The 19,050-nt window shown below is 69.5% G+C and carries 16 protein-coding genes and 1 other annotated feature; of the genes, 7 read left to right on the top strand and 9 right to left on the bottom strand.

Translation table 11 applies throughout. The features are described from left to right. Positions 1–32: 32 nt before the first annotated feature. The gene (locus AC1RKE_RS05505; protein WP_194166985.1) at positions 33–590 is read right to left on the bottom strand and encodes an OmpA family protein; all 558 of its coding nucleotides are present in this window, start codon (positions 588–590) and stop codon (positions 33–35) included. A gap of 372 nt (positions 591–962) precedes the next feature. Between AC1RKE_RS05505 and AC1RKE_RS05500 the strand changes: the two genes are divergently transcribed. Continuing rightward, a complete protein-coding gene (locus AC1RKE_RS05500) occupies positions 963–1,799 on the top strand; it encodes a hypothetical protein (protein WP_348685134.1) in 837 nt (278 codons plus the stop codon). Positions 1,800–1,903: 104 nt separating this feature from the next. Here the strand turns inward: AC1RKE_RS05500 and AC1RKE_RS05495 are convergent, their stop codons facing one another. From AC1RKE_RS05495 to AC1RKE_RS05485, 3 genes are all read right to left on the bottom strand, one after another. Continuing rightward, positions 1,904–2,005, bottom strand: coding sequence for a YnfA family protein (locus AC1RKE_RS05495; protein ID WP_395942208.1), 102 nt, complete (start codon positions 2,003–2,005; stop codon positions 1,904–1,906). 150 nt (positions 2,006–2,155) lie between these two features. Further along, complete coding sequence (locus AC1RKE_RS05490) at positions 2,156–2,941, bottom strand: RNA methyltransferase (RefSeq protein ID WP_395942209.1); 786 nt, start codon at positions 2,939–2,941, stop codon at positions 2,156–2,158. A 168-nt stretch (positions 2,942–3,109) separates the two neighbouring features. Next, positions 3,110–4,129, bottom strand: coding sequence for a phospholipase C/P1 nuclease family protein (locus AC1RKE_RS05485; RefSeq protein WP_348685334.1), 1,020 nt, complete (start codon positions 4,127–4,129; stop codon positions 3,110–3,112). 214 nt (positions 4,130–4,343) lie between these two features. Between AC1RKE_RS05485 and AC1RKE_RS05480 the strand changes: the two genes are divergently transcribed. Next, positions 4,344–4,982 carry a DUF4168 domain-containing protein gene (locus AC1RKE_RS05480; RefSeq protein WP_348685333.1) on the top strand — a complete coding sequence of 213 codons (639 nt, stop codon included), beginning with the start codon at positions 4,344–4,346 and terminating at the stop codon, positions 4,980–4,982. Positions 4,983–4,985: 3 nt separating this feature from the next. On the opposite strand, the gene AC1RKE_RS05475 is transcribed toward AC1RKE_RS05480, so the two are convergent. Next, on the bottom strand, positions 4,986–6,848 hold the full coding sequence (locus AC1RKE_RS05475; RefSeq protein ID WP_395942210.1) for a monovalent cation:proton antiporter-2 (CPA2) family protein: 1,863 nt from the start codon (positions 6,846–6,848) through the stop codon (positions 4,986–4,988). 167 nt (positions 6,849–7,015) lie between these two features. Here AC1RKE_RS05475 and AC1RKE_RS05470 point away from each other — a divergent pair, with 167 nt between their 5' ends. The 5 genes from AC1RKE_RS05470 to AC1RKE_RS05450 all read left to right on the top strand — a co-directional run bounded on the left by AC1RKE_RS05470 (position 7,016) and on the right by AC1RKE_RS05450 (position 14,037). Next, entirely contained in the window at positions 7,016–8,803 is a 1,788-nt protein-coding gene (locus AC1RKE_RS05470; RefSeq protein WP_348683261.1) for a vWA domain-containing protein, read from the top strand. Between the two features lie 62 nt (positions 8,804–8,865). Further along, positions 8,866–9,273, top strand: a complete 408-nt coding sequence (locus tag AC1RKE_RS05465; RefSeq protein WP_152948888.1) for a CBS domain-containing protein — start codon at positions 8,866–8,868, stop codon at positions 9,271–9,273. A 70-nt stretch (positions 9,274–9,343) separates the two neighbouring features. Then, positions 9,344–9,910: a hypothetical protein gene (locus AC1RKE_RS05460; protein ID WP_348683263.1), complete on the top strand. Its 567-nt coding sequence runs from the start codon at positions 9,344–9,346 to the stop codon at positions 9,908–9,910. Between the two features lie 98 nt (positions 9,911–10,008). After that, a complete protein-coding gene (locus AC1RKE_RS05455) occupies positions 10,009–12,390 on the top strand; it encodes a PAS domain-containing sensor histidine kinase (protein WP_395942213.1) in 2,382 nt (793 codons plus the stop codon). 66 nt (positions 12,391–12,456) lie between these two features. Beyond that, positions 12,457–12,520, top strand: a sequence feature (sul1 is cis-regulatory element that is thought to sense ions involved in sulfur or methionine metabolism; They are found in Alphaproteobacteria). A gap of 53 nt (positions 12,521–12,573) precedes the next feature. Next, the gene (locus AC1RKE_RS05450) at positions 12,574–14,037 is read left to right on the top strand and encodes a SulP family inorganic anion transporter (RefSeq protein WP_483458089.1); all 1,464 of its coding nucleotides are present in this window, start codon (positions 12,574–12,576) and stop codon (positions 14,035–14,037) included. Between the two features lie 45 nt (positions 14,038–14,082). Here AC1RKE_RS05450 and AC1RKE_RS05445 read toward each other — a convergent pair whose 3' ends face one another. The 4 genes from AC1RKE_RS05445 to AC1RKE_RS05430 form a co-directional block, all read right to left on the bottom strand. Further along, complete coding sequence (locus AC1RKE_RS05445; RefSeq protein ID WP_152948890.1) at positions 14,083–15,279, bottom strand: acetyl-CoA C-acyltransferase; 1,197 nt, start codon at positions 15,277–15,279, stop codon at positions 14,083–14,085. Positions 15,280–15,363: 84 nt separating this feature from the next. Next, positions 15,364–16,341 carry a flavin reductase family protein gene (locus AC1RKE_RS05440; RefSeq protein WP_348683265.1) on the bottom strand — a complete coding sequence of 326 codons (978 nt, stop codon included), beginning with the start codon at positions 16,339–16,341 and terminating at the stop codon, positions 15,364–15,366. A 220-nt stretch (positions 16,342–16,561) separates the two neighbouring features. Beyond that, a complete protein-coding gene (locus AC1RKE_RS05435; protein WP_348683267.1) occupies positions 16,562–17,938 on the bottom strand; it encodes a sulfite reductase subunit alpha in 1,377 nt (458 codons plus the stop codon). Next, on the bottom strand, positions 17,935–19,044 hold the full coding sequence (locus tag AC1RKE_RS05430) for an FAD:protein FMN transferase (RefSeq protein ID WP_348683269.1): 1,110 nt from the start codon (positions 19,042–19,044) through the stop codon (positions 17,935–17,937). Before AC1RKE_RS05430 ends, AC1RKE_RS05435 begins: the two co-directional genes overlap by 4 nt. Between the last annotated feature and the right edge of the window lie 6 nt (positions 19,045–19,050).

The following is a 19,050-nucleotide window of genomic DNA, read 5'->3' as shown; positions in this document are numbered from 1 at the left end:
GCTGCGGCCGTCGATCTCTGGATCAAGCCCGATCAGGCCAGAACGACGATGGTCACGCGCCGGTTCTGCGCCCGGCCCTCGGGGGTGTCGTTCGAGGCGACCGGTTCTTCCTGGCCGTAGGAGATGGTCGACATCCGGTTCAGGGCCACGCCCTGGCGGTTCAGGAAGCGACGCACGGCCTCGGCCCGCTGCTCGCCCAGCTGGTCGTTATGCTCGGGCGTGCCGGTGGAGTCGGTATAGCCCTGGATCTCCAGATAGACGTTGCGGTTCTCGCTTTGCAGACGCTGGGCGAACTGGGCCAGCCGCTGTTCCGCCTCGGGCGACAGGGCGGCGGCGTCGGTCGGGAACTTCACGGAATCGTCGGACAGGACGACCTGATAGAGGAACTTGCCTTCCGCCAGCTTGTGGGCGTCATTGGCCCGTTGCAGGGCCTGGCCCGCCGTGCCCTCGACCTGGGTCACCCGGTTGTCCACCACCTCGACCTGATCACGCACGAAACGATGGCTGGCGCAGCCGCTGGCCGCAAAGCCCATTGCGATGAGGGCGCCGCCGAGGACCGCCGTCCTGAGTTTCGATCTGCTCAAGTTCATGTCTCCTTCTTGCTGGGGGCGCCACGCCCAGTTCATGCGCCCGATGAAACTGCGGTAGGCGACAAGGCGGAGTAATGACGCGCTTTAGGCGGCAAAATGTCAGCTTAGCCGTTCGGTCTTCGACGAAACCCGCCATTTTCGATGAACAAGTGGAACCAGAAGGCGCGCCGTTACGTTGCGCCGCCAGCAGGCTTCGCCGTATGGCGGACAATCTGGACTATTGCTGATCTTAGACAGCGACCAGTTGTATTCGCGCCTTCGCCACCTTCCTGACGCGACTGAATGTTTTCAACAGACAGTCGTGATTTTTTACAGGGGTTCGTCGCGAATGACCATGCGAACGACGTCTCACATCGCATCACGGATCGGCGATTGAGCCCGGCAGCGATCCGGCGACGGGCCCTGGCGGTCGCGCCGGTGGTCTTCGGCCATGCGGCCCTGGTGCTGATGATGACGGCCGTGCGGCCCGAGCCGCCGGCCCGGCCGACGCCGGAGCCGGCGATCCTGGTCGAACTGGTCGCTCCGCCGCCACAGCCGCCGCCGCCCGCGCGCATCCCCGCGCCCGATCCTTCGCCGACGCCTGACGCCCCGGCTGCGGCGGCCGAGACGCCCGCCCCGGCCAAGCCCGCCCCCCGACGCGCCCCGCCCGCCATCGCGGCGGCGCGGCCGCGCAAGATCGTCGACCGGCTTCCGCCCGATATCGAACCCCTGCCCGCCGCCCCCGCCCCGCCGGGACCGCCCCTGCCCCTGTTGGGCGCGGCCCAGCTGGCGGGCGCCGCGACGGTCGGCGCCGGTCCGGGCGGCGGGGGCGGCGATGGAGTCGGCGGCGGGGGCGGAAACGGCGGGACGGGATCAGGCCCAGGCTCCGGCGGCGGGTCCTGCGACATGGTGCGCTGGGTCCAGGACGCCGTGCGCGACGACGCCGCCGTGCGCCGCGCCGTCATCGCCGCCAGCCGGGAGATGAACGCCGCCGGCCGGGCCATGCTGGTCTGGAACGGCGACTGGCTGCAAAGCCGCAACCAGGCCGGCAAGGGTCTGGCCGGGGTGCGCCAGGCCATTGCGCTGGAGGTCGCCTTCGCGCCGGCCGAGTGCCGAAACCAGCGGATGACGGGCCTGGCCGTGCTGACGCTGGAGGACGGCGCCGACGGGGCGCGGATCGCCCTGGGCAAGGGCAGCTGGCGCTGGTCGGACCTGTTGGGGGCGGGTTAGACCTTTGGGATGTGGGGGCGTGGGGCGTGGGGTGTGGGGCGACCGGATACCCAGCACGCCCAACCTTCACCACCCCCCACAACCCAAACCCCACGCCCCTGAACTCACGCCCTCGGTCCAAACAGGATGATCCCCGCCCCGATCAGGCAGACCGCCGCGCCGATCAGGTCCCAGCGGTCGGGCGTCGTCTTCTCGACCACCGCCATCCAGACCAGAGAGGGGTCTTTTCCTCCGCCGTCATCCTCGGGCTTGACCCGAGGATCGGATTGTCCGTCTGAAAACCGTCAGGATAGACCCGACGCCCTTTTCGCCCGATCCTCGGGTCAAGCCCGAGGATGACGAGGGGATGGGAGCCTCTACTCGCCCGTTTCAGCCTTCGCCGCCCGCTCGGCCGCCATCTTGGCCAGGACCCGGCCCCGGCCCCGGGCCAGGGCGTGGATGGCGCCGCGCATGGTGGCGACCTCCTGTTCGGAGAAGGCGGCGCGGCCCAGCATGACGCGCAGGTTCTGGCTCATCGAGCGCTTCTTCTCGGGCGGATAGAAGAAGCCGCCGTTCTCCAGCTCCTCCTCCAGATGTTCGTACATGCCGATCAACAGGTCGTTCGAGGCCGGCGGCTCAGCCTCGCGGAAACGGGGCGGCGGGGCGTCCAGGATCAGGGTGCGCCATTCATAGGCGTTGATCGCCACCGCCTGGGCCAGGTTCAGCGAATGGTGCTTGGGGTCGATCGGAATGGTGACGATGCCGGCGCACAGGGCGATGTCGGTCGTCTCCAGGCCGGCGCGCTCGCCGCCGAACAGCAGACCGGTCTTCAGGCCCGAGGCGGTGTCGTCATAGAGGACGCGACTGGCCTCGCGCGGGGTGCGGACCGGCTGGCGCGTCTCGCGGGGGCGGGCGGTGGTGGCGAAGACGGTGTTCAGGTCGGCGATGGCCTCGGCGACCGTGTCGAAAACCCGCACCCCGTCCAACACCCAGTCGGCGCCCGAGGCGGTGGCCCAGGCCCGCTCCTGGGGCCAGCCGTCGCGAGGGCTGACCAGGCGCAGGTCCGACAGGCCGAAGTTCGCCATCACCCGCGCCACGGCGCCGATGTTCTCGGCCATCTGAGGCTTGTCGAGGATGACGGCGGGGGGAGTCAGATCGGGCATTCGATGCACATACTCTTTCCGCTCATCCCGGCGAAAGCCGGGACCCAGTGCTTTCGCATCGCCAACGGCGCCTTAATGCGTCGGACGAAAGGTCGAGCGCCGCTTTCAAGATCGAAGCGCCCAAAGGTCTGGGTCCCGGCTTTCGCCGGGATGAGCCGATAACGGGCGTCAGTCCTCGCCGACCAGGGCCAGCCAGGGATCGGCGGCGCCGGCCTCGACCTCGGCGACCTTGACGGCGGGCCAGCCGATGGAGGCGTCGGCCGAGGCGGTCCAGGCGGCGGCGATGAAGTCGCGCAGCTCGGCCGCGCCCGCCGCCAGCCGTTCGTTGACGAAGGCCGCGCCGCGCGGATCGCTGTCGCGGAAAGCCCCCGCCTTCTCCAGTCGATAGAAGGGGACGACCGTGCCGAGGGTGGTGGTCAGATAGGCGACGGTGCGCGCCTTGACGTCGAAACCCGTCAGATCGGCGGCGGGCATGGCGGCCTCGACAGCGTCCAGACGGGCGACGCGGCTGGCGAAGGCGCCTTCGAACTGGGCGTGGGTCTGGCGCGAGTTGGTAAAGCCTTCCGGGTTCGGAAAGTCGCCCCAGCCGTTGTAGTGGATGCTCGTATGGTGCGGCTGGGAGCCGTCGCCGACGTAGTGGCCCATCACCCCGATGTCGCGCAGGATCAGGGCCTCGCGACGCAGGCGGTCGGCGCGGTACCAGGCCTGGCGCTCCATGTTCGTCTCGCGCTTTTCGGCGGCGTTCAGCACGCGCCAATAGGCGAAGTCGCGGCCCAGGTTCTGCCAGGCGTCCATCATGGCGTAGGGCAGATAGCCGGCGTCGTCGACGTCCAGACCCGCCTGGGTCAGGGCGGCGTCATACTCTGACTTCAGACGCGGCAGGGCGGTCAAGCTCATGCCGCGCTGGTCGAAGACCCGCCCCTGATCGTCCAGGTCGATGAAGTGGGCGGTGTCGCGCTCGCGGTCATGCGGCTGGCCCGCGCCCTTCCACCGGTCGGGCTCGCGCGCCAGTTCGCCGACGTCGGCGACGGCGCCGGGAGTCTTAAGGAAGGCGGGCAGGTCGTCCGGCAGGGCCCGCATCGCCGCCACCCCGATCAGCCGGTGCCCCGTATTGCCCCAGGCGTCCACCTGGACGGCGGGGACGGCGACGGCGAGGACGGCCATTGCGGCGATGGCGAGACGTTTCATACGGATGACCCTTGCGCAGATCACGACCGTCTAACGCATCCTTGATCGGCTCTCCAGCCCGACGGGGTGGCGATCGTGGCGCGAACGCCTAGGTTAGGCGGGCTCCCCGCCTTCTTGTCCCCTTCAGGCTCCACAGTCGCGGGCGAGCGACGACGTGATTGCGTCGTCGTCGTCACTGACGGCTTTCGTGGACGCCAGACCGAAAGGACCACGCATGATGCGCGCGCCCCGTTTCGCCCTTCTCGTCTCCGCCGCCGCCCTTCTGACGGCCGCAGGGGCCCAGGCCCAAACCGCCACGCCCTATCAACCCGCCGGCCAGACGACGCCGACCCAGGCGGCCCCGGCCGATCCGAACGATCCTTCGACCTTCACCGACGAAGAACTGCGCAAATACGACGCGGCAATCACCCGCGTCCGCGCCGTCAGCGACACCCTGAACGGCGCCCAGCCGACGCCGGAACAGCAGGCGGAAATGGCCGCTGCGGTTCAGGAGTCAGGGCTTGAGGTCGTGCGCTTCAACGCCATTTCGCGCGCCGCGGCCGACAATCCGGTGATCGACGCCCGGATCAGGGCCATGAAGGCGCCGCCGCCCGTCCCCGGCTCCGTCGCCGCCGGGGTGAGCGAGGCCGAACTGACCCAGTTCGTCCAGGCCATGGAGAAGATCCGCGCCGTCACCGCCACTGTGCAGAACGGCCAGGCCACGCCGGAACAGAGCGCCCAGCTGACCGCCGCCGTCCAGGGCTCGGGCCTGGCCGTGGATCGCTTCAACGCCATCGCCGCCGCCGTGTCCCAGGACCCGGGTCTTCGCGCCCGGGCCGAACTGATCGGCGCCCGCTATCAGGTCGCTCAATAGGGCTCAGGATGCGACGGGTTCGTCCTCGGCCGCCGGGACGGACGGACCCGCCTCCTCCTCGTTCAGCAGCCGGCCCTCGCGGCGCGGCTTGATATAGGGGGCCGGCTGCGGCGTCGGCATGTTTCCGCGCATCAGCTGGCGGCCCGCCGTGATGCCGCCGGTCAACTGAAGATCCAGCCGCGCCTCGTCGCGCCGGCGCACGTCGCCGATGGTCTCGGCCGCCTCATGCTCGTCCATACCCAGTTCGACCAGGGCGCGTTCGCCGAACTTCAGGGCGGATTCGAAGGTCTCGCGGATCTGATAGTCCACTCCGGCTTGGATCAGCCGCATCGAATGGCCCCGGTCGAAGGCGCGGGCCATGATCTTGGTCGTCGGAAACTCGGACTTGACCAGTTCGACGATCCGATCGGCGACCTCGGGCTTGTCCACGCAGACCAGGACGATCTCGGCCTCATCGGCGCCGGACGCCCGCAGCGTATGCAGCTGGGCGCCGTCGCCGTAATAGACCTTGAAGCCGAACTGGGAGGCGGCCTGGATCATCTCGACGTCGTTCTCGATGATCGAGACGTCCACGTCGCGGGCCAGAAGGGGCTGGGACACGACCTGGGCGAAACGGCCGAAGCCGATGATCAGCACCTGCCCGCGCAGATCCTTGGCGAATTCCACGCCGTCCGCATCTTCGGCCGACACGGTCGGCTTGGGCAGGAGACGCTGGGTCAGCAGACTGGTCAGCGGCGTCAGGGCCATAGACAGGATGACGATGGCCGACATCATGGCCCCGACCTGGGCGTCGAACAAACCGGCCGTCACCGCCGCGCCATATAGGACGAAGGCGAACTCGCCGCCCTGGGCGAACAGGGCCGCGCGTTCCACCGCCTCATGGTGCGAAGCCTTGAACAGGCGGGCGACGGCATAGATGCCCAGAGCCTTCACCGCCATGAAGGCGACCACGCCGCCGACGACCAGACGCCAGTCGGCGACCACCACCGACAGGTCCAGCGACATGCCGACGCTGAGGAAGAACAGGCCCAGCAGAATGGCCCGGAACGGCTCCACATCCGCTTCCAGCTGATGGCGGAAGCTGGATTCCGACAGCAGGACCCCCGCCAGGAAGGCGCCCATGGCCATCGACAGACCGCCCAGGGACATGGCCCAGGCGGCGCCGACGACGACCAGCAGGGCCGCAGCCGTCATCACCTCGCGCCCGCCGTAGCGCGCCAGAAGACGGAAGATCGGATTGACCAGATATTTGCCGGCCAGCAGCACCCCGCCGACCGCCGCCACCGCAAAGCCGACGGTCTGCCACAGGGGCGGCGCCTGTTCGTTCGCCACGCCCAGGATCGAGGCCAGGACGGCGACGACGGCCAGAAGCGGCACGATGGCGAGGTCTTCGAGCAGCAGGATGGAGACCGCGCGCTGGCCCGGTCCGCCCGCGATCGCGCCGCGCTCTTCCAGCATCTGCATGATGACGGCGGTGGAGGACAGGACGAACCCCATGGCCCCGACGAAGGCGACGGGGGCGGAGAAGCCCGCCAGCATGGCAGTCAGAGTCAGAATGAAGCCGCAGAACAGCACCTGGGCCGCGCCCAGGCCGAATATCTCTTTCCGCAGCCCCCAAAGACGTTTGGGCCGCATCTCCAGCCCGATGATGAACAGGAAGATGACCACGCCGAACTCGGCGACGTGGAGAATGGTCTCGGGCTCGCGGAACAGCTTCAGGCCGAACGGACCGATGGCCAGGCCCGCCGCCAGATAGCCCAGCACCGAGCCCAGGCCGACCCGTTTGAACACGGGCACAGCGATCACCCCCGCCGCCAGCAGCGCCGCCGCCGCCCCCAAATCCAATCCCGACGCCGGCTCGGCCATGCTGCACCCCTGAAGCTAGGCTCCCATTGTGGGGAGGCTCGGCGCAGATTGCGAGAGGACGCGAAAGACACGCTGGAAGAGGATCGTGCGGCGAGCGGCGTCCGCGGCCACAGTTTCGCCTCAGACCAACCCGCGACTGACATCAAGGAGAACAACCGGAGGAAGCCATGTCACGCATCATCAGGATGGCGGCGCTGTCCGTTCTGAGCCTGTCCTTCGCCGCACCGCCGGTCGCCGTGCCGAGCGTCGCCCTGGCCAAGCCGGTGGATGGCGAACCGACGCCGGCGGCGTGCCGACCGCTGGGGTTTGAGCTGCAAGCAGAACCAGACATGGAGGACGTCGTCGTCACGGCGTCGCGTGTTCAGGGCCGGACCCAAATGAATGCACCGCCCGCGCCGCCCGCGCCCCCTCCTCCGCCGCCTCCCCCACCGCCGCCGCCTCCCCCCGCGATGGCGGGGAACGTGGTCGTCACCGGATATCGTGTCTCGCCGATCACGCCTGCGCCCACGCCCGCGCGGGCCGACACCGAACGCTATCCCGACGCGACGCCGAATCCGGTGAAGCGGACCAGCGATCAGCCGGTCTCGACCTTCTCCATCGACGTGGACACGGCGTCCTATTCGAACGTGAAGCGCTTCATCGACGAGGGTCGCGCGCCGCCCAAGGACGCGGTGCGGGTCGAGGAGCTGATCAACGCCTTCGACTATGACTACGCCCGGCCGACCAGCCGGAGCCGGCCGTTCGCGATCACCACGGCGGTCGCCGCCTCGCCCTGGGCGGAGGGGCGTCAGATCGTGCATGTCGGCCTGCAAGGCTATGAGCTGCCGGCGGGCGAGCAGCGGCCGCTGAACCTGACCTTCCTGGTTGACGTCTCCGGTTCGATGAACAGCCCCGACAAGCTGGACCTGGCCAAGAAGGCGATGAACCTGGCCATCGACCGACTGCGGCCGCAGGACACTCTGGCCGTCACCTATTACGCGGAAGGCGCCGGCACGACCCTGCAGCCCACCAAGGGCGACGAAAAGCTGAAGATGCGCTGTGCGGTCGCCAGCCTGAAGGCCTCGGGCGGCACGGCGGGGGCGACGGGCATGACCAACGCCTATGATCAGGCCCAGGCGAACTTCGCCCGCGACAAGGTCAACCGCATCCTGATGTTCACCGACGGCGACTTCAACGTGGGCGTCACCGACGACAAGCGGCTGGAGGACTATGTCGCCGACAAGCGCCAGACGGGAATCTATCTGTCGGTCTACGGCTTCGGGCGGGGCAACTATCAGGACGCGCGGATGCAGGCCATCGCCCAGGCGGGCAACGGCGTCGCGGCCTATGTCGACAGTCTGCGCGAGGCCCGGCGTCTGTTCGGGCCCGCCTTCGACAAGGGCGCCTTCCCCATCGCCGACGACGTCAAGATTCAGGTCGAGTTCAACCCCGCCCGCGTCGCCGAATGGCGGCTGATCGGATATGAAACCCGGCTGCTGAACGAGGAAGACTTCGCCAACGACCGGATCGACGCGGGCGAGGTCGGCTCCGGCGCCAGCGTCACCGCCCTCTATGAAATCACCCCCGTCGGCGGCGCGACCCAGGTCCCTGAGCGGCGCTATCCCGACAATCGGATCGGGATCGGCGGCGGCGATCCGAACGGCGAGATCGGCTTCATCCAGATCCGCTACAAACAGCCGGGCCAGAGCCGGTCCGAGCTGATCCAGCAGCCCCTGACCAACACCGCGACCGGCCCCGTCGGCGCCCAGCCGCCGGAGTCGACACGCTGGGCCATGGCCGTCGCGGCCTTTGGTCAGAAACTGAGGGACGATCCCTGGATGGCGGCCGACTACGGCTGGGATCAGATCGTCGAACAGGCCCAGGGCGCGCGGGGCGACGACCCCTATGGCGACCGGGCCGAGTTCGTGCAGCTGGTCCGTGCGGCGAAAGACCTGCCCCCTGCACGGACGCCGTAAGGCCGGAACCGCCGCCCTCGCGACGGGTTTTCAGCGCGACAGTCAGACAAGGAAGACCCGTCATGAAGATCCGCGACGTGATGACCCGCGACGTCCATCTGGCGCGCCCCGGCGATACGATCCAGGCGGTGGCCGAACGGATGGCGCGCGGCGACTTCGGCTTCGTGCCCGTCGCCGAAGGAGACCGGCTGATCGGCGCCGTGACCGACCGCGACCTGGTGGTCCGCGCCTTGGCCGCCGGGGCCGCGCCCACCGCCCCGATCGTCGAATACATCACGCGCGATCCGCACACCGTGCTGGACACCGATGATCTGAAGTCTGTGCTGGACCTGATGGCCTCGCGCCAGATTCGGCGCGCGCCCGTGGTGGACAAGCACGGCCGCATCGTCGGCGTGATCTCCCTGGGCGACCTGTCGACCCGGGTGAAGGAGCGGTACGCCGGCGAGGCCCTGGAGAGCATTTCGCGTTAACGCTGTCCGCTCACGCGACGCTAAGGCGAACCGTTCATCCTTACCCGGCTCAAACGGCCGGAGGACAGCCATGGCGCGCGCGCAGTTCCAGAAGGGGCAGAAGGTCTGGGTCGAATGCGTCGGCGCCTGGGCGACGATCGAAAAGGTCCAACCGGTCTGGGCCAAGGGGTTCGAAGAGCCCGTCCGCGTCACCTATGACGTCGGCCTGGGGCGGGAGTTCGCCGCCTCCGAACTGATGACTGCGGCCGAGGACGCCGCGAGCCGCGACCTGGGCGTCTGGCGCGTGCTGCGCGCCCGCAACAAGTGGCAGGCCGAGGAAGACTGTCTGCACCACCCTCAGCCCGGCACCTATCCCGTGGTCGTCACCGACACCGCCGACTGGGGCGGCTGGCGCGTGCCCGGCGCCGAATACGACCGCGATCCGCAACGGATCGAGTTTCAGGCGCGCCTGATCACGGCGGCGCCCCAGCTGATGCGGCTGGCCGAAAGCCTGATCGCCCTGGCGGCGGAAGCGCCCGAAGACGCCCCGCCCGCCGTGCTGGACCTGGCGCGACAGGCCCGCAGCGCCCTTCATCCGGTCGTGACCGTGGCGCAGGAGGCGCAGACGTCGCCGCAATCCCCAGCCGTCGCCGCCTGACGGGTCAGAAACCATTAACCAAGTCTCGACAGGAATCCGCGACGCAGCCTAGATTCGCCTGATCAGCGGCATTTTGGCGGGAGAGCGACTTGCGGGGCATGGAGCGGCGGCAGCAAGGACGGGGACGGCGCGCCTCCGACCACGCCCCCGTCGGCGCCCCGGCCTGGATCCGCATCGGCGTCCTGGTCCTGGCCCTGGGCGCGACCGGCTATGCCTTGATGATGACGCGCCATCTCGGCCAGCCCGGCCGCGAGGTCCATCGTCTGCGCGGCGAAAACCTGGCCCTTAACGCCCAGCTGGCCGCCAGCCGGATCGCCGTCCAGATCCAGGCCGCCCAGACCGGCTTCGACGCCGCCGCCCCCGTCCTGGGACAGGACGCCGCCCCCCTGGCGGCGGTCGAGGCGGCGCGGCGCGCGGCGCCCGACGTCAGCTTTTCCGTCATCGACGCCTCGGGCGCCTTGGTGGCGGCGCAAGGGGCGCGCAAGCCCGGCGCCCTGACCCTGGCCGGACCCCAGGCGGGCGGGCGGCGGCTGGAGGCCCATGTGGCCCAGGACCTGCCGGCTGCGCCCCCCTATCGGATCGTCTCGGCCTCCGGCCGCGTCCTGGCCTCGTCCCAGCCGGGCGAGGCGGGGCAATCGGCTGAAGCCCTGATCGGGGTGGAGCCCAAGGACCTGCCGTCCCTGACCGCGCCCCGCGCCGCACCGGAGGGCGGGGCGGTCGCGGCCGCGCCGATCGCGCCGGGCGGCCCCTATGTGACGGTGCTGGATCCCAAGGCCGAGGGCGGCGGGCTGATGGACGAAGCCTGGGTGCTGATCGCCCCCGTGCTGCTGGGCCTGGGCGTGCTGATCCTCTATCTGATCCAGGGCCTGCGACGCGCCAGGGCCAGCCGGGAATGGGCCTCGTCCGAGCGGCGGTTCCGGGTCGCGGTCGAGGCGGCTCGGTGCGGCGTCTGGGAATGGGACCTGGCGGGCGAGGAAGTCACCCTGTCCGACTATATGGCGACCCTGCTCGGCTTCGAACGCGGCGGGGTGGTGCGGGCCGAGGACGTCATGGCCCGCATCCATCCCCGGTTCCGCGACGAAGTCCGCCACGCCCTCGATCAGGCGGTGGCCTACGGCGCTTTCGAAGTCACCTTCCCCGTGGCGGCCGAGGACGGGCGCACCCGCTGGATCGACGCGCGGGGCCAGGCGCGCGGCGCGCGGGGCGAGGCCGGCTTTTCCGCCATATTGGGCGTGGCCCTGGACATCACCGAGGCCCGCCGGGCCAAGGCCGCCGCCCAGGCCGCCGAGAGCCGTCTGCGCGACGGGGTGGAGAGCATTTCCGACGCCTTCGTCCTGTTCGACCGGCACGGCCGCCTGATCCTTTGGAACCAGGGGTTCGAAGACGCCTTCGCCTTCACCCCCGGCGTGGTCCGGCGCGGGGCCCTGAAGGACGAGTTAAACCGGATCGCCGCCCTGGCGATCAAGGCCGAACACGCCCCCTCCGACGGGCGGGCGGGCCTGCGCGAGGTCGAACTGCACGACGGCCGCTGGCTGCAGCTGGCCGAACGCTTCACCTCAGAAGGCGGCTCGGTCGTCACCGCCGCCGACATCACCGCCATCAAGCGCGAAGAGGCCGAACGCCGCCGCGCCGTCGAAGACCTGAGCCGCACCGTCGCCCAGCTGGAATCCAGCCAGCAAATGCTGTCCCAGCTGGCGCGCCAATATGAGATCGCCATGACCCGGGCCGAGGCCGCCAACCAGGCCAAGTCCGAGTTCCTGGCCAATATGAGCCATGAGCTGCGCACGCCGCTGAACGCCATCAACGGCTTTTCGGAGATCATGGCCGCCGAGCTGTTCGGTCCCATCGGCGATAAATACAAGGGTTACGCCGCCGACATACTGAAGTCGGGCCAGCATCTGCTCAGCCTGATCAACGACATCCTGGACATGGCCAAGATCGAGGCCGGCAAGATGACCCTGCACTATGAGCCGGTGTCGCTGAAGGGGGTGTGCGAGGACGCGGTTCGGCTGATGCGGGGCAAGGTTCAGGAGGCGGACCTGACCCTGAGCGTCGTGGGCGAGGATCTGCCCGATATCGAGGCGGACCAGCGCGGGCTGAAACAGGTGATGCTGAACCTGATCTCCAACGCCGTGAAATTCACCCCCGCCGGCGGACGGATCACCCTGACCCTGGCGGCGACACAAGGCGAAGACGGTCAGGCGCGGGTCAAGGTCTCCTGCGCCGACACCGGCATCGGCATCGCCCCCGAAGACCTGGCCCGCCTGGCCCGGCCGTTCGAACAGGTGGAAGGCCAGCACTCCAAGACCACCCAGGGCACCGGCCTGGGCCTGGCCCTGACCAAGTCCCTGATCGAAATGCACGGCGGCCGCCTGATGCTGGAAAGCGAACCGGGCGTCGGCACGGTGGTCAGCTTCGACCTGCCGGTGAAACGGCCCGAGGGCACGGTGACGCCGATGAAACAGGCGTTCGCGGCGTAGGGCTCAAGGACGGTCAGCCTTCGCCCTTGCTTCACGCGCGGCTTGAAGGCATGAGGGAGGCCTCACCTTGGACCTGCCCCTACAGCTAGGAGGCGGGTGGCTATCCTGACCGCCGATCCGTCAGGAAACCGACCCAAGCCTTGGGTCATCCCCACTGAAATCTCAATGACAATAGTTGCGTCCGTGCGCCAGCAATGGCTCGCCAACCCACGCCGTGATCTGCTGGCGGGGACCGTCGTCGCCCTGGCTCTGATCCCCGAGGCCATCGCCTTTTCGATCATCGCCGGGGTCGATCCGGCGGTCGGGCTGTACGCCAGCTTCGTGATCGCGGTGACCATCGCCTTCGTCGGCGGTCGCCCGGCCATGATCTCGGCGGCGACCGGCGCCATGGCCCTGCTGATGGTCGGGCTCGTGCGCGATCACGGGCTGGAATATCTGTTCGCGGCGTCGCTGCTGACCGGCGTGTTTCAGATCCTCATCGGCCTGATGAAGCTGGGTCGCTACATAAGGTTCGTCTCGCGCAGCGTGATGACCGGCTTCGTCAACGCCCTGGCGATCCTGATCTTCCTGGCGCAGATGCCTGAACTGATCGGCGCCGACTGGCAGACCTTCGCCCTGGTGGGCGCGGCCCTGGCGATCATCTACGGCTTGCCCAGGATCACAAGGGCGGTCCCGTCTCCGCTGGTCGCCATCGTCGCCGTCAGCGCCTTCGTGATCCTGACGGGGCTTGATGTCCGCACTGTCGGCGACATGGGCCAGATGCCCTCGGCCCTGCCGATGTTCCATATTCCGAACGTGCCTCTGACCTGGGAGACGCTGACCATCATCGGTCCGGTGGCTGCGACCCTGGCCTTTGTGGGCCTGTTGGAAAGCCTGCTGACCGCCAATCTGTTGGACGACATCACCGACACGCCGTCGGACAAGGACCGAGAGACGCGCGGACAGGGCATGGCCAACATCGCCTCGTCCCTGTTCGGCGGCATGGCGGGCTGCGCCATGATCGGCCAGTCGATCATCAATGTGACCAGCGGAGCCCGCGGCCGCCTGTCCACCCTGTGGGCCGGCCTGTTCCTGCTGTTTCTGATCCTGGTGCTTCAGGACTGGGTCGCCCAAATCCCCATGGCGGCCCTGGTGGCGGTGATGATCATGGTCTCGATCGGCGCCTTCGACTGGGGTTCAGTGTTGAAACTGCGCTCCACGCCGTTTCAGTCGTCTGTGGTGATGATCGCCACGACAGCGACGGTGGTCGTCACCCACGACCTGTCGAAGGGGGTGGTCCTGGGCGTGATCCTGTCCGCCGTCTTCTTCATGCGCAAGGTCGGCAATACCGTTCGCGTGGAGGAGATCGAGACGTCGCAAGAGGGCGTGTTGCGATACCGGGTGACCGGCAATCTCTTTTTCGCCTCGGCCGACGTGTTCGCCGCCGCCTTCGAACATCACGGCCGACCGACCCGCGTCGAGATCGACATGACCGACGCCCATCTCTGGGATCTGACCGGCGTGGCCGCCGTGGACAAGGTCGTGTTCCGCTATCGCCGTCAGGGGGCGCAGGTCGACCTCATCGGAATGAATGAGGCCGGGCGGACCCTGATCGACAAGCTGGGCCGGCATGACAAGAGCCACCTGCCCGTCGGCGCCGCCCACTGAGCCTCTTCTCTCCGTCGGCGGACGATCGGTCGGTCCGCCCGCCCCTTATACCAGCTCCACCCCCATCGCCGTCGCCTCGCCGCCCCCGATGCACAGGGCGGCCATGCCCCGGGTCTTGCCGCGGGCCTTCAGGGCCGACAGCAGGGTGGTCAGAACGCGGGCGCCGGAGGCGCCCAGCGGGTGGCCCAGGGCGCAGGCGCCGCCGTTGACGTTGATCTTGTCGTGGGGGACGCCCAGTTCCTGCATGGCGATCATCGGCACGATGGCGAAGGCCTCGTTGACCTCCCACAGATCGACGTCCTCAGGCGTCCAGCCGGCCTTCTTCAGCGCCTTTTGCAGGGCGAAGACCGGGGCGGTGGTGAACAGGCTGGGCTCATGGGCGTGGGCGGCCTGGGCCACGACGCGGGCGATGGGGGTCAGACCCAGGGCCTGGGCCGTGGACTGGCGCATCATCACCAGGGCGGCCGCGCCGTCCGAGATGGAGGCGGCCGAGGCGGCGGTGATCGTGCCGTCCTTGCCGAAGGCGGGCTTCAGATTGGGGATCTTGGACGGATCGGACTTGGTCGGCTGTTCGTCGCGGTCCACGACCACCACGCCCTTGCGCGTCTTGACCTCGACCGGGGTGATCTCGGCGTCGAAGTCGCCGCTGTCCTGGGCGCGCTTGGCCCGGCCGGCGCTTTCGACCGCATAGGCGTCCTGCTGTTCGCGGGTGAACTGATAGGCCTTGGCCGTGTCCTCGGCGAACTGGCCCATCAGCTTGCCGGGCTCATAGGCGTCTTCCAGACCGTCCAGATACATGCTGTCGGAGATGACATCATGGCCGATGCGGGCGCCGCCGCGGTGCTTGTGCATCAGATAGGGGGCGTTGGTCATGGACTCCATGCCGCCCGCCACGATCACCTCGGCCGAGCCGGCCAGCAGGGCGTCATGGGCCATCATGGCCGCCTGCATGCCCGAGCCGCACATCTTGTTGATCGTGGTCGCCTCGGCCGAGATCGGCAGGCCCGCGCCGAGACCCGCCTGACGCGCCGGCGCCTGGCCCAGGCCGGCGGGCAGGACGCAGCCCATGATGATCTGTTCGACCTTGTCCGGCGCCAGGCCCGCCCGCTCCAGCGCCGCCTTCACCGCCGCCGCGCCCAGGTCGGTGGACTTGGCGTCCGACAACACGCCCTGGAATCCGCCCATCGGGGTTCTGGCGTAGGAGACGATGACGACGGGATCTTGGGCGGGATCGGGGGACATGGCGGGCTTCCTCTTGATTTGGCGCCTGAGATAGCGATCCGACCGCCCGTTGTGAACCGGGATGCGAACCGGGTCGGGCGCGGCTCAGGCGAAATGGAGCCGCCGGTAACGACCCCGGAAATAGAGCAGGGGATCGCGGCGCGGCTCGAACCGGGCGCGCGTGACCCGGCCGATGAAGACCAGATGATCCCCCGCCTCCACCACCTGATGGGTGGCGCATTCGAAGCTGGCCAGGGAGCCGGACAGTATGGGGGCGCCGGTGTCCCAGCTCTCCCAGGCGACGCCGTCGAACCGTTCGGTCGACGACCGGGCGAAAACGCCCGACATCGGTTGCTGGCCGATGTGCAGGACGTTGATGGCGAAATGCTCGGCCCGCCGGAACCGCTCCAGGTTCGACGAACTGCGCGCCAGGCAGAACAGGATCAGGGGCGGGTCCAGCGACACCGAGGAGAAGGAGTTGGCGGTCAGCCCCACCGGCTGGCCCTGTTCATCCAGGGTGGTGACCACCGTGACCCCGGTGGCGAAACAGCCCAGGGCGTCGCGCAGGGTGCGGGCGTCCGACCCGGCCTGATAATGCAGGGCCTGGCGCGGCGCATGGCGTTCCAGAAAGCCCAGCAGCGCCGCCTCGGTCGCCTCGCCCGCCGGTTCGGCTTCCAGATCGAGCCGCGGCAGGTCTGCTGGCGTCGCCGCATCCGGCGCCGCCCCGACCACGATCAGACAGCTGACCAGGGCCGGACCGGTCACGACCAGGGCCGGATGGACCGCCGCCAGGGTCTGGGCCGAACACAGCAAGGCGGGCCGGGACGACAGTTCGGTCAAAAGGGCGCGCAGGGCGACCGCCGCCCCCTCCCCGTCCGCCTCGTCCAGCGGCGCCAGCAGCACGTGACGCCCGGCCTCCACCAGGGCCCGCACCCACCGTCGCCCGTCCGCCGACAGCCGCTCGGGCGGCCCGATCAGCAGGACGACCGGATCCTCGGGATCGCCCAGACCTTGGACGTTCAGACCTTGGGCATCCAGACCTTGGACGTCCAGGCCTCCGATCCGGGGCGGCGATTCAGTCATGAGGCGAGGCGGTCCAATCGGAAACGAAAGGCGTCTTTTAGGGGAAGTCCGCCCTCGGACGCCACGATTTACGACGCCTTCCCCGATTCGGATCATCCGGCGTCCAGCGAGACCGTGGCGAAGGCGAACAGCCGGTCGACGGCCTGGCGGCGGGTGTTCGACGGCGCCGCTTCCGGTTCGGTCGGGCAGACGCAGCAGTCGGGCGGCGCTGATCTCCTTTTCAGTAGACGTCCCGGCGATAGCGGCCGTCCTCCAGCAGGGTCAGCAGGGCCTCCGCGCCCAGCGCCGCCTCCAGGGCTGCATGGACCCCCTGGGACATCCCCTCCAGACTGCCGCAGACATAGAGGGCCGCGCCCCGGTCCACCCAGGCGCGGACGTCCGGCGCCGCCGCCGCGACCAGATCCTGCACATAGCGGCCGTCGCTGGGATCGCGCGAGAAACACCGGTCCAGCCGGGTCAGAACGCCGGACGCCAGCCAGGCCTGAAGCTCGGCGTCGAAGAAGGCGTCGTGGGCCTGGGTCCGTTCGCCGAACATCAGCCAGGCGCCGCTCCCCTGGCCCCCGTCTTGGGCCGCGCGGGCCTTCAGATGGGCCCTCAGCCCCGCGATCCCCGTGCCGTTGCCGATCAGGATCATCGGCGTCTGATCCTCCGGGCCGTGGAAGCTGCGGTTGGTCCGCACCCGCATGTCGATGGTTGCGCCCAGAGCCAGGTCCTGGGTCAGCCGGCCCGAGGCCAGGCCGGGCGTCCCGTCCGGCCGACGCATCAGCCGCACCACCAGTTCGACCCGCCCGTCCGCCGGTATGGAGGCGATCGAATATTCGCGCGCGCCCGGCGACACGCCGTCGCGCTCGGGCAGCCCCACCTCGGCGATGTCCCCGGCGGACCAGGGCGGCGCCGTCCCGACCGGCTCCAAGACCAGATGGTAGGCGTCGCCGCCCGGACTGCCGGGATTGATCAGGGTCCGCTGCGTCAGCCGCCAGGGCTCATAGGCTGGCGGGGTCCAGTCGGGGGCCGTGGCCCGACCGGTGATCTGGTTCAACTGATGCTGCCAGTGGCGCACGGCGCCCGCGTCCCCGGCGTCCACCTCCACCAGATCGAACAAGGGCTCGGCGCCCGAGCGCCTCAGCCAGCCGTCCACCGCATGGCCGAAGCCGCAGAACTGATCATAGCTGCGGTCGCCCAGGGCCATCAGGCCGAACCGAAGCCCGCCCAGGTCGGCCGGCGCCCCCATGGCCTTTCGCACCAGCCGCGCGGCGCTGTCGGGCGGATCGCCTTCACCCGTCGTCGAGACGATCAGCAGGGCCCGGCCCGCCGCCTTCAGCGTCGCCAGGTCCAGGTCCGCAAACGACAGGACCCGCGCCCCCAAGCCGCCGTCCTGCAAGGCTCGGGCGGTCATCCAGGCCAGTTCCTCGGCCAGTCCCGTCTGGCTGGCGAAGGCCACAAGCACCGTCTCCTCCCCGTCTCCGGCCAGGGCCTCGGAGCGGGCGCGCGCCGCCGCCTTCGCCCGGCGCTCGCGCCAGACGATCAGGCCGATCAGGACCAGCCAGAGGCCGACGGCCGCCAGGGCCAGAAGCCAGCGGGACGGATCGTGCGTCACCCCGGCGCCGCCTCCGCCCCATCCTCCATCATGGCCTTGAAGGCCGGGGTCATCCGCTCGACCAGGCCGCGCGGGGTGCGTTCGACGAACAGGGCGGTCAAGCCGACCGCTTCGGCGTACTCCGGCCCCTCGAACGGCCCCATGACCGTCAGGGCGCTGGCGTAGGCGTCGGCCTTCATGGCCGAGGCGTGCAGCACCGTGACCGAGGCCAGATTGTTGCTGACCGGCCGCCCGGTCGATCCGTCGATCGTATGGGGATAGAGCCGCCCTTCATGACGGAAGGCGCGGCGATAGTCGCCGCTGGTCGCCATGGCCAGGTCGAACAGGGCCGCCACCGTGCGGGGCGAGGCGTCGCCCTCCACCCGCTCGATCTCGACCCACCACGGCTGGGCGTCGGGCTTGACCCCGCGGCCCTTCAGCTCTCCGCCGATCTCGACCAGGTGCGAGGTCGCGCCCAGCGCCGTCAGGGCGTCCGACACCCGGTCCACCGCATGACCCTTGGCGATGCCGGACAGGTCCAGCTTCATTCCGCCCGGCTGCATCAGGCCGCGCGCCTCGCGGTTCATCCGCAGCCGTCCCCAGCCGCTGACCTTCAGGGCCGCCTCGACCTCTTCGTCGCTGGGCAGGGGTAGAAGGGCGCCGCGCGGCCCCGGCGGGCCGAAGCCCCACAGGTCGACCAGGGCGCCCAGGGTCGGATCGACCGCCCCATTGGTCTCGTCGCCCAGGTCCATGGCCGCATCGACCAGATCCCAGAACGGCTGGGACACCGACCACATGCCGGGCGGGGCGGCGTTGAACCGGCTGATCTCGCTGGTCGGCTCCCACGGGCTGAACAGGGCCACGACCGTCGCCAGCTCCCGCTCGATCGCCTCGCGCAAGGCCGCCTCGGTCAGGCCGCGCGGCCCGATGGCGCGCACGCTCCAGGTCGTGCCCATGGCCCGGCCGTCCAGCGCCTGGATCTCGTCGCTGGGCGGCCGGGGCGGCGGCCCCTCGACCGGCGGGATCAGGACGCGGTTGTCGACCCGTTCCGCAAGCGGAACCGGGTCTCCCAGGGTGAGGACGGGCGGGGCGGCGCGCGAACCGCGCGAAAAGGGCGTGTCGGACATGCCCAG

The organism is Brevundimonas sp. GW822-FHT03E11 (genome assembly GCF_058801445.1).
The sequence above is the reverse complement of the archived record's forward strand: the minus strand, read 5'-3'. Positions and strand labels throughout refer to the sequence as shown.

Bases quoted from the DNA above. Each gene is read 5' to 3' on its own strand.
- AC1RKE_RS05505 (WP_194166985.1), bottom strand. From the start codon at position 590: ATGAACTTGAGCAGATCGAAACTCAGGACGGCGGTCCTCGGCGGCGCC.
- AC1RKE_RS05430 (WP_348683269.1), bottom strand. From the start codon at position 19,044: ATGTCCGACACGCCCTTTTCGCGCGGTTCGCGCGCCGCCCCGCCCGTC.
- AC1RKE_RS05460 (WP_348683263.1), top strand. From the start codon at position 9,344: ATGGCGCGCGCGCAGTTCCAGAAGGGGCAGAAGGTCTGGGTCGAATGC.
- AC1RKE_RS05485 (WP_348685334.1), bottom strand. From the start codon at position 4,129: ATGAAACGTCTCGCCATCGCCGCAATGGCCGTCCTCGCCGTCGCCGTC.
- AC1RKE_RS05480 (WP_348685333.1), top strand. From the start codon at position 4,344: ATGATGCGCGCGCCCCGTTTCGCCCTTCTCGTCTCCGCCGCCGCCCTT.
- AC1RKE_RS05455 (WP_395942213.1), top strand. From the start codon at position 10,009: ATGGAGCGGCGGCAGCAAGGACGGGGACGGCGCGCCTCCGACCACGCC.
- AC1RKE_RS05475 (WP_395942210.1), bottom strand. From the start codon at position 6,848: ATGGCCGAGCCGGCGTCGGGATTGGATTTGGGGGCGGCGGCGGCGCTG.
- AC1RKE_RS05490 (WP_395942209.1), bottom strand. From the start codon at position 2,941: ATGCCCGATCTGACTCCCCCCGCCGTCATCCTCGACAAGCCTCAGATG.
- AC1RKE_RS05445 (WP_152948890.1), bottom strand. From the start codon at position 15,279: ATGTCCCCCGATCCCGCCCAAGATCCCGTCGTCATCGTCTCCTACGCC.
- AC1RKE_RS05440 (WP_348683265.1), bottom strand. From the start codon at position 16,341: ATGACTGAATCGCCGCCCCGGATCGGAGGCCTGGACGTCCAAGGTCTG.
- AC1RKE_RS05465 (WP_152948888.1), top strand. From the start codon at position 8,866: ATGAAGATCCGCGACGTGATGACCCGCGACGTCCATCTGGCGCGCCCC.
- AC1RKE_RS05470 (WP_348683261.1), top strand. From the start codon at position 7,016: ATGTCACGCATCATCAGGATGGCGGCGCTGTCCGTTCTGAGCCTGTCC.
- AC1RKE_RS05495 (WP_395942208.1), bottom strand. From the start codon at position 2,005: ATGGCGGTGGTCGAGAAGACGACGCCCGACCGCTGGGACCTGATCGGC.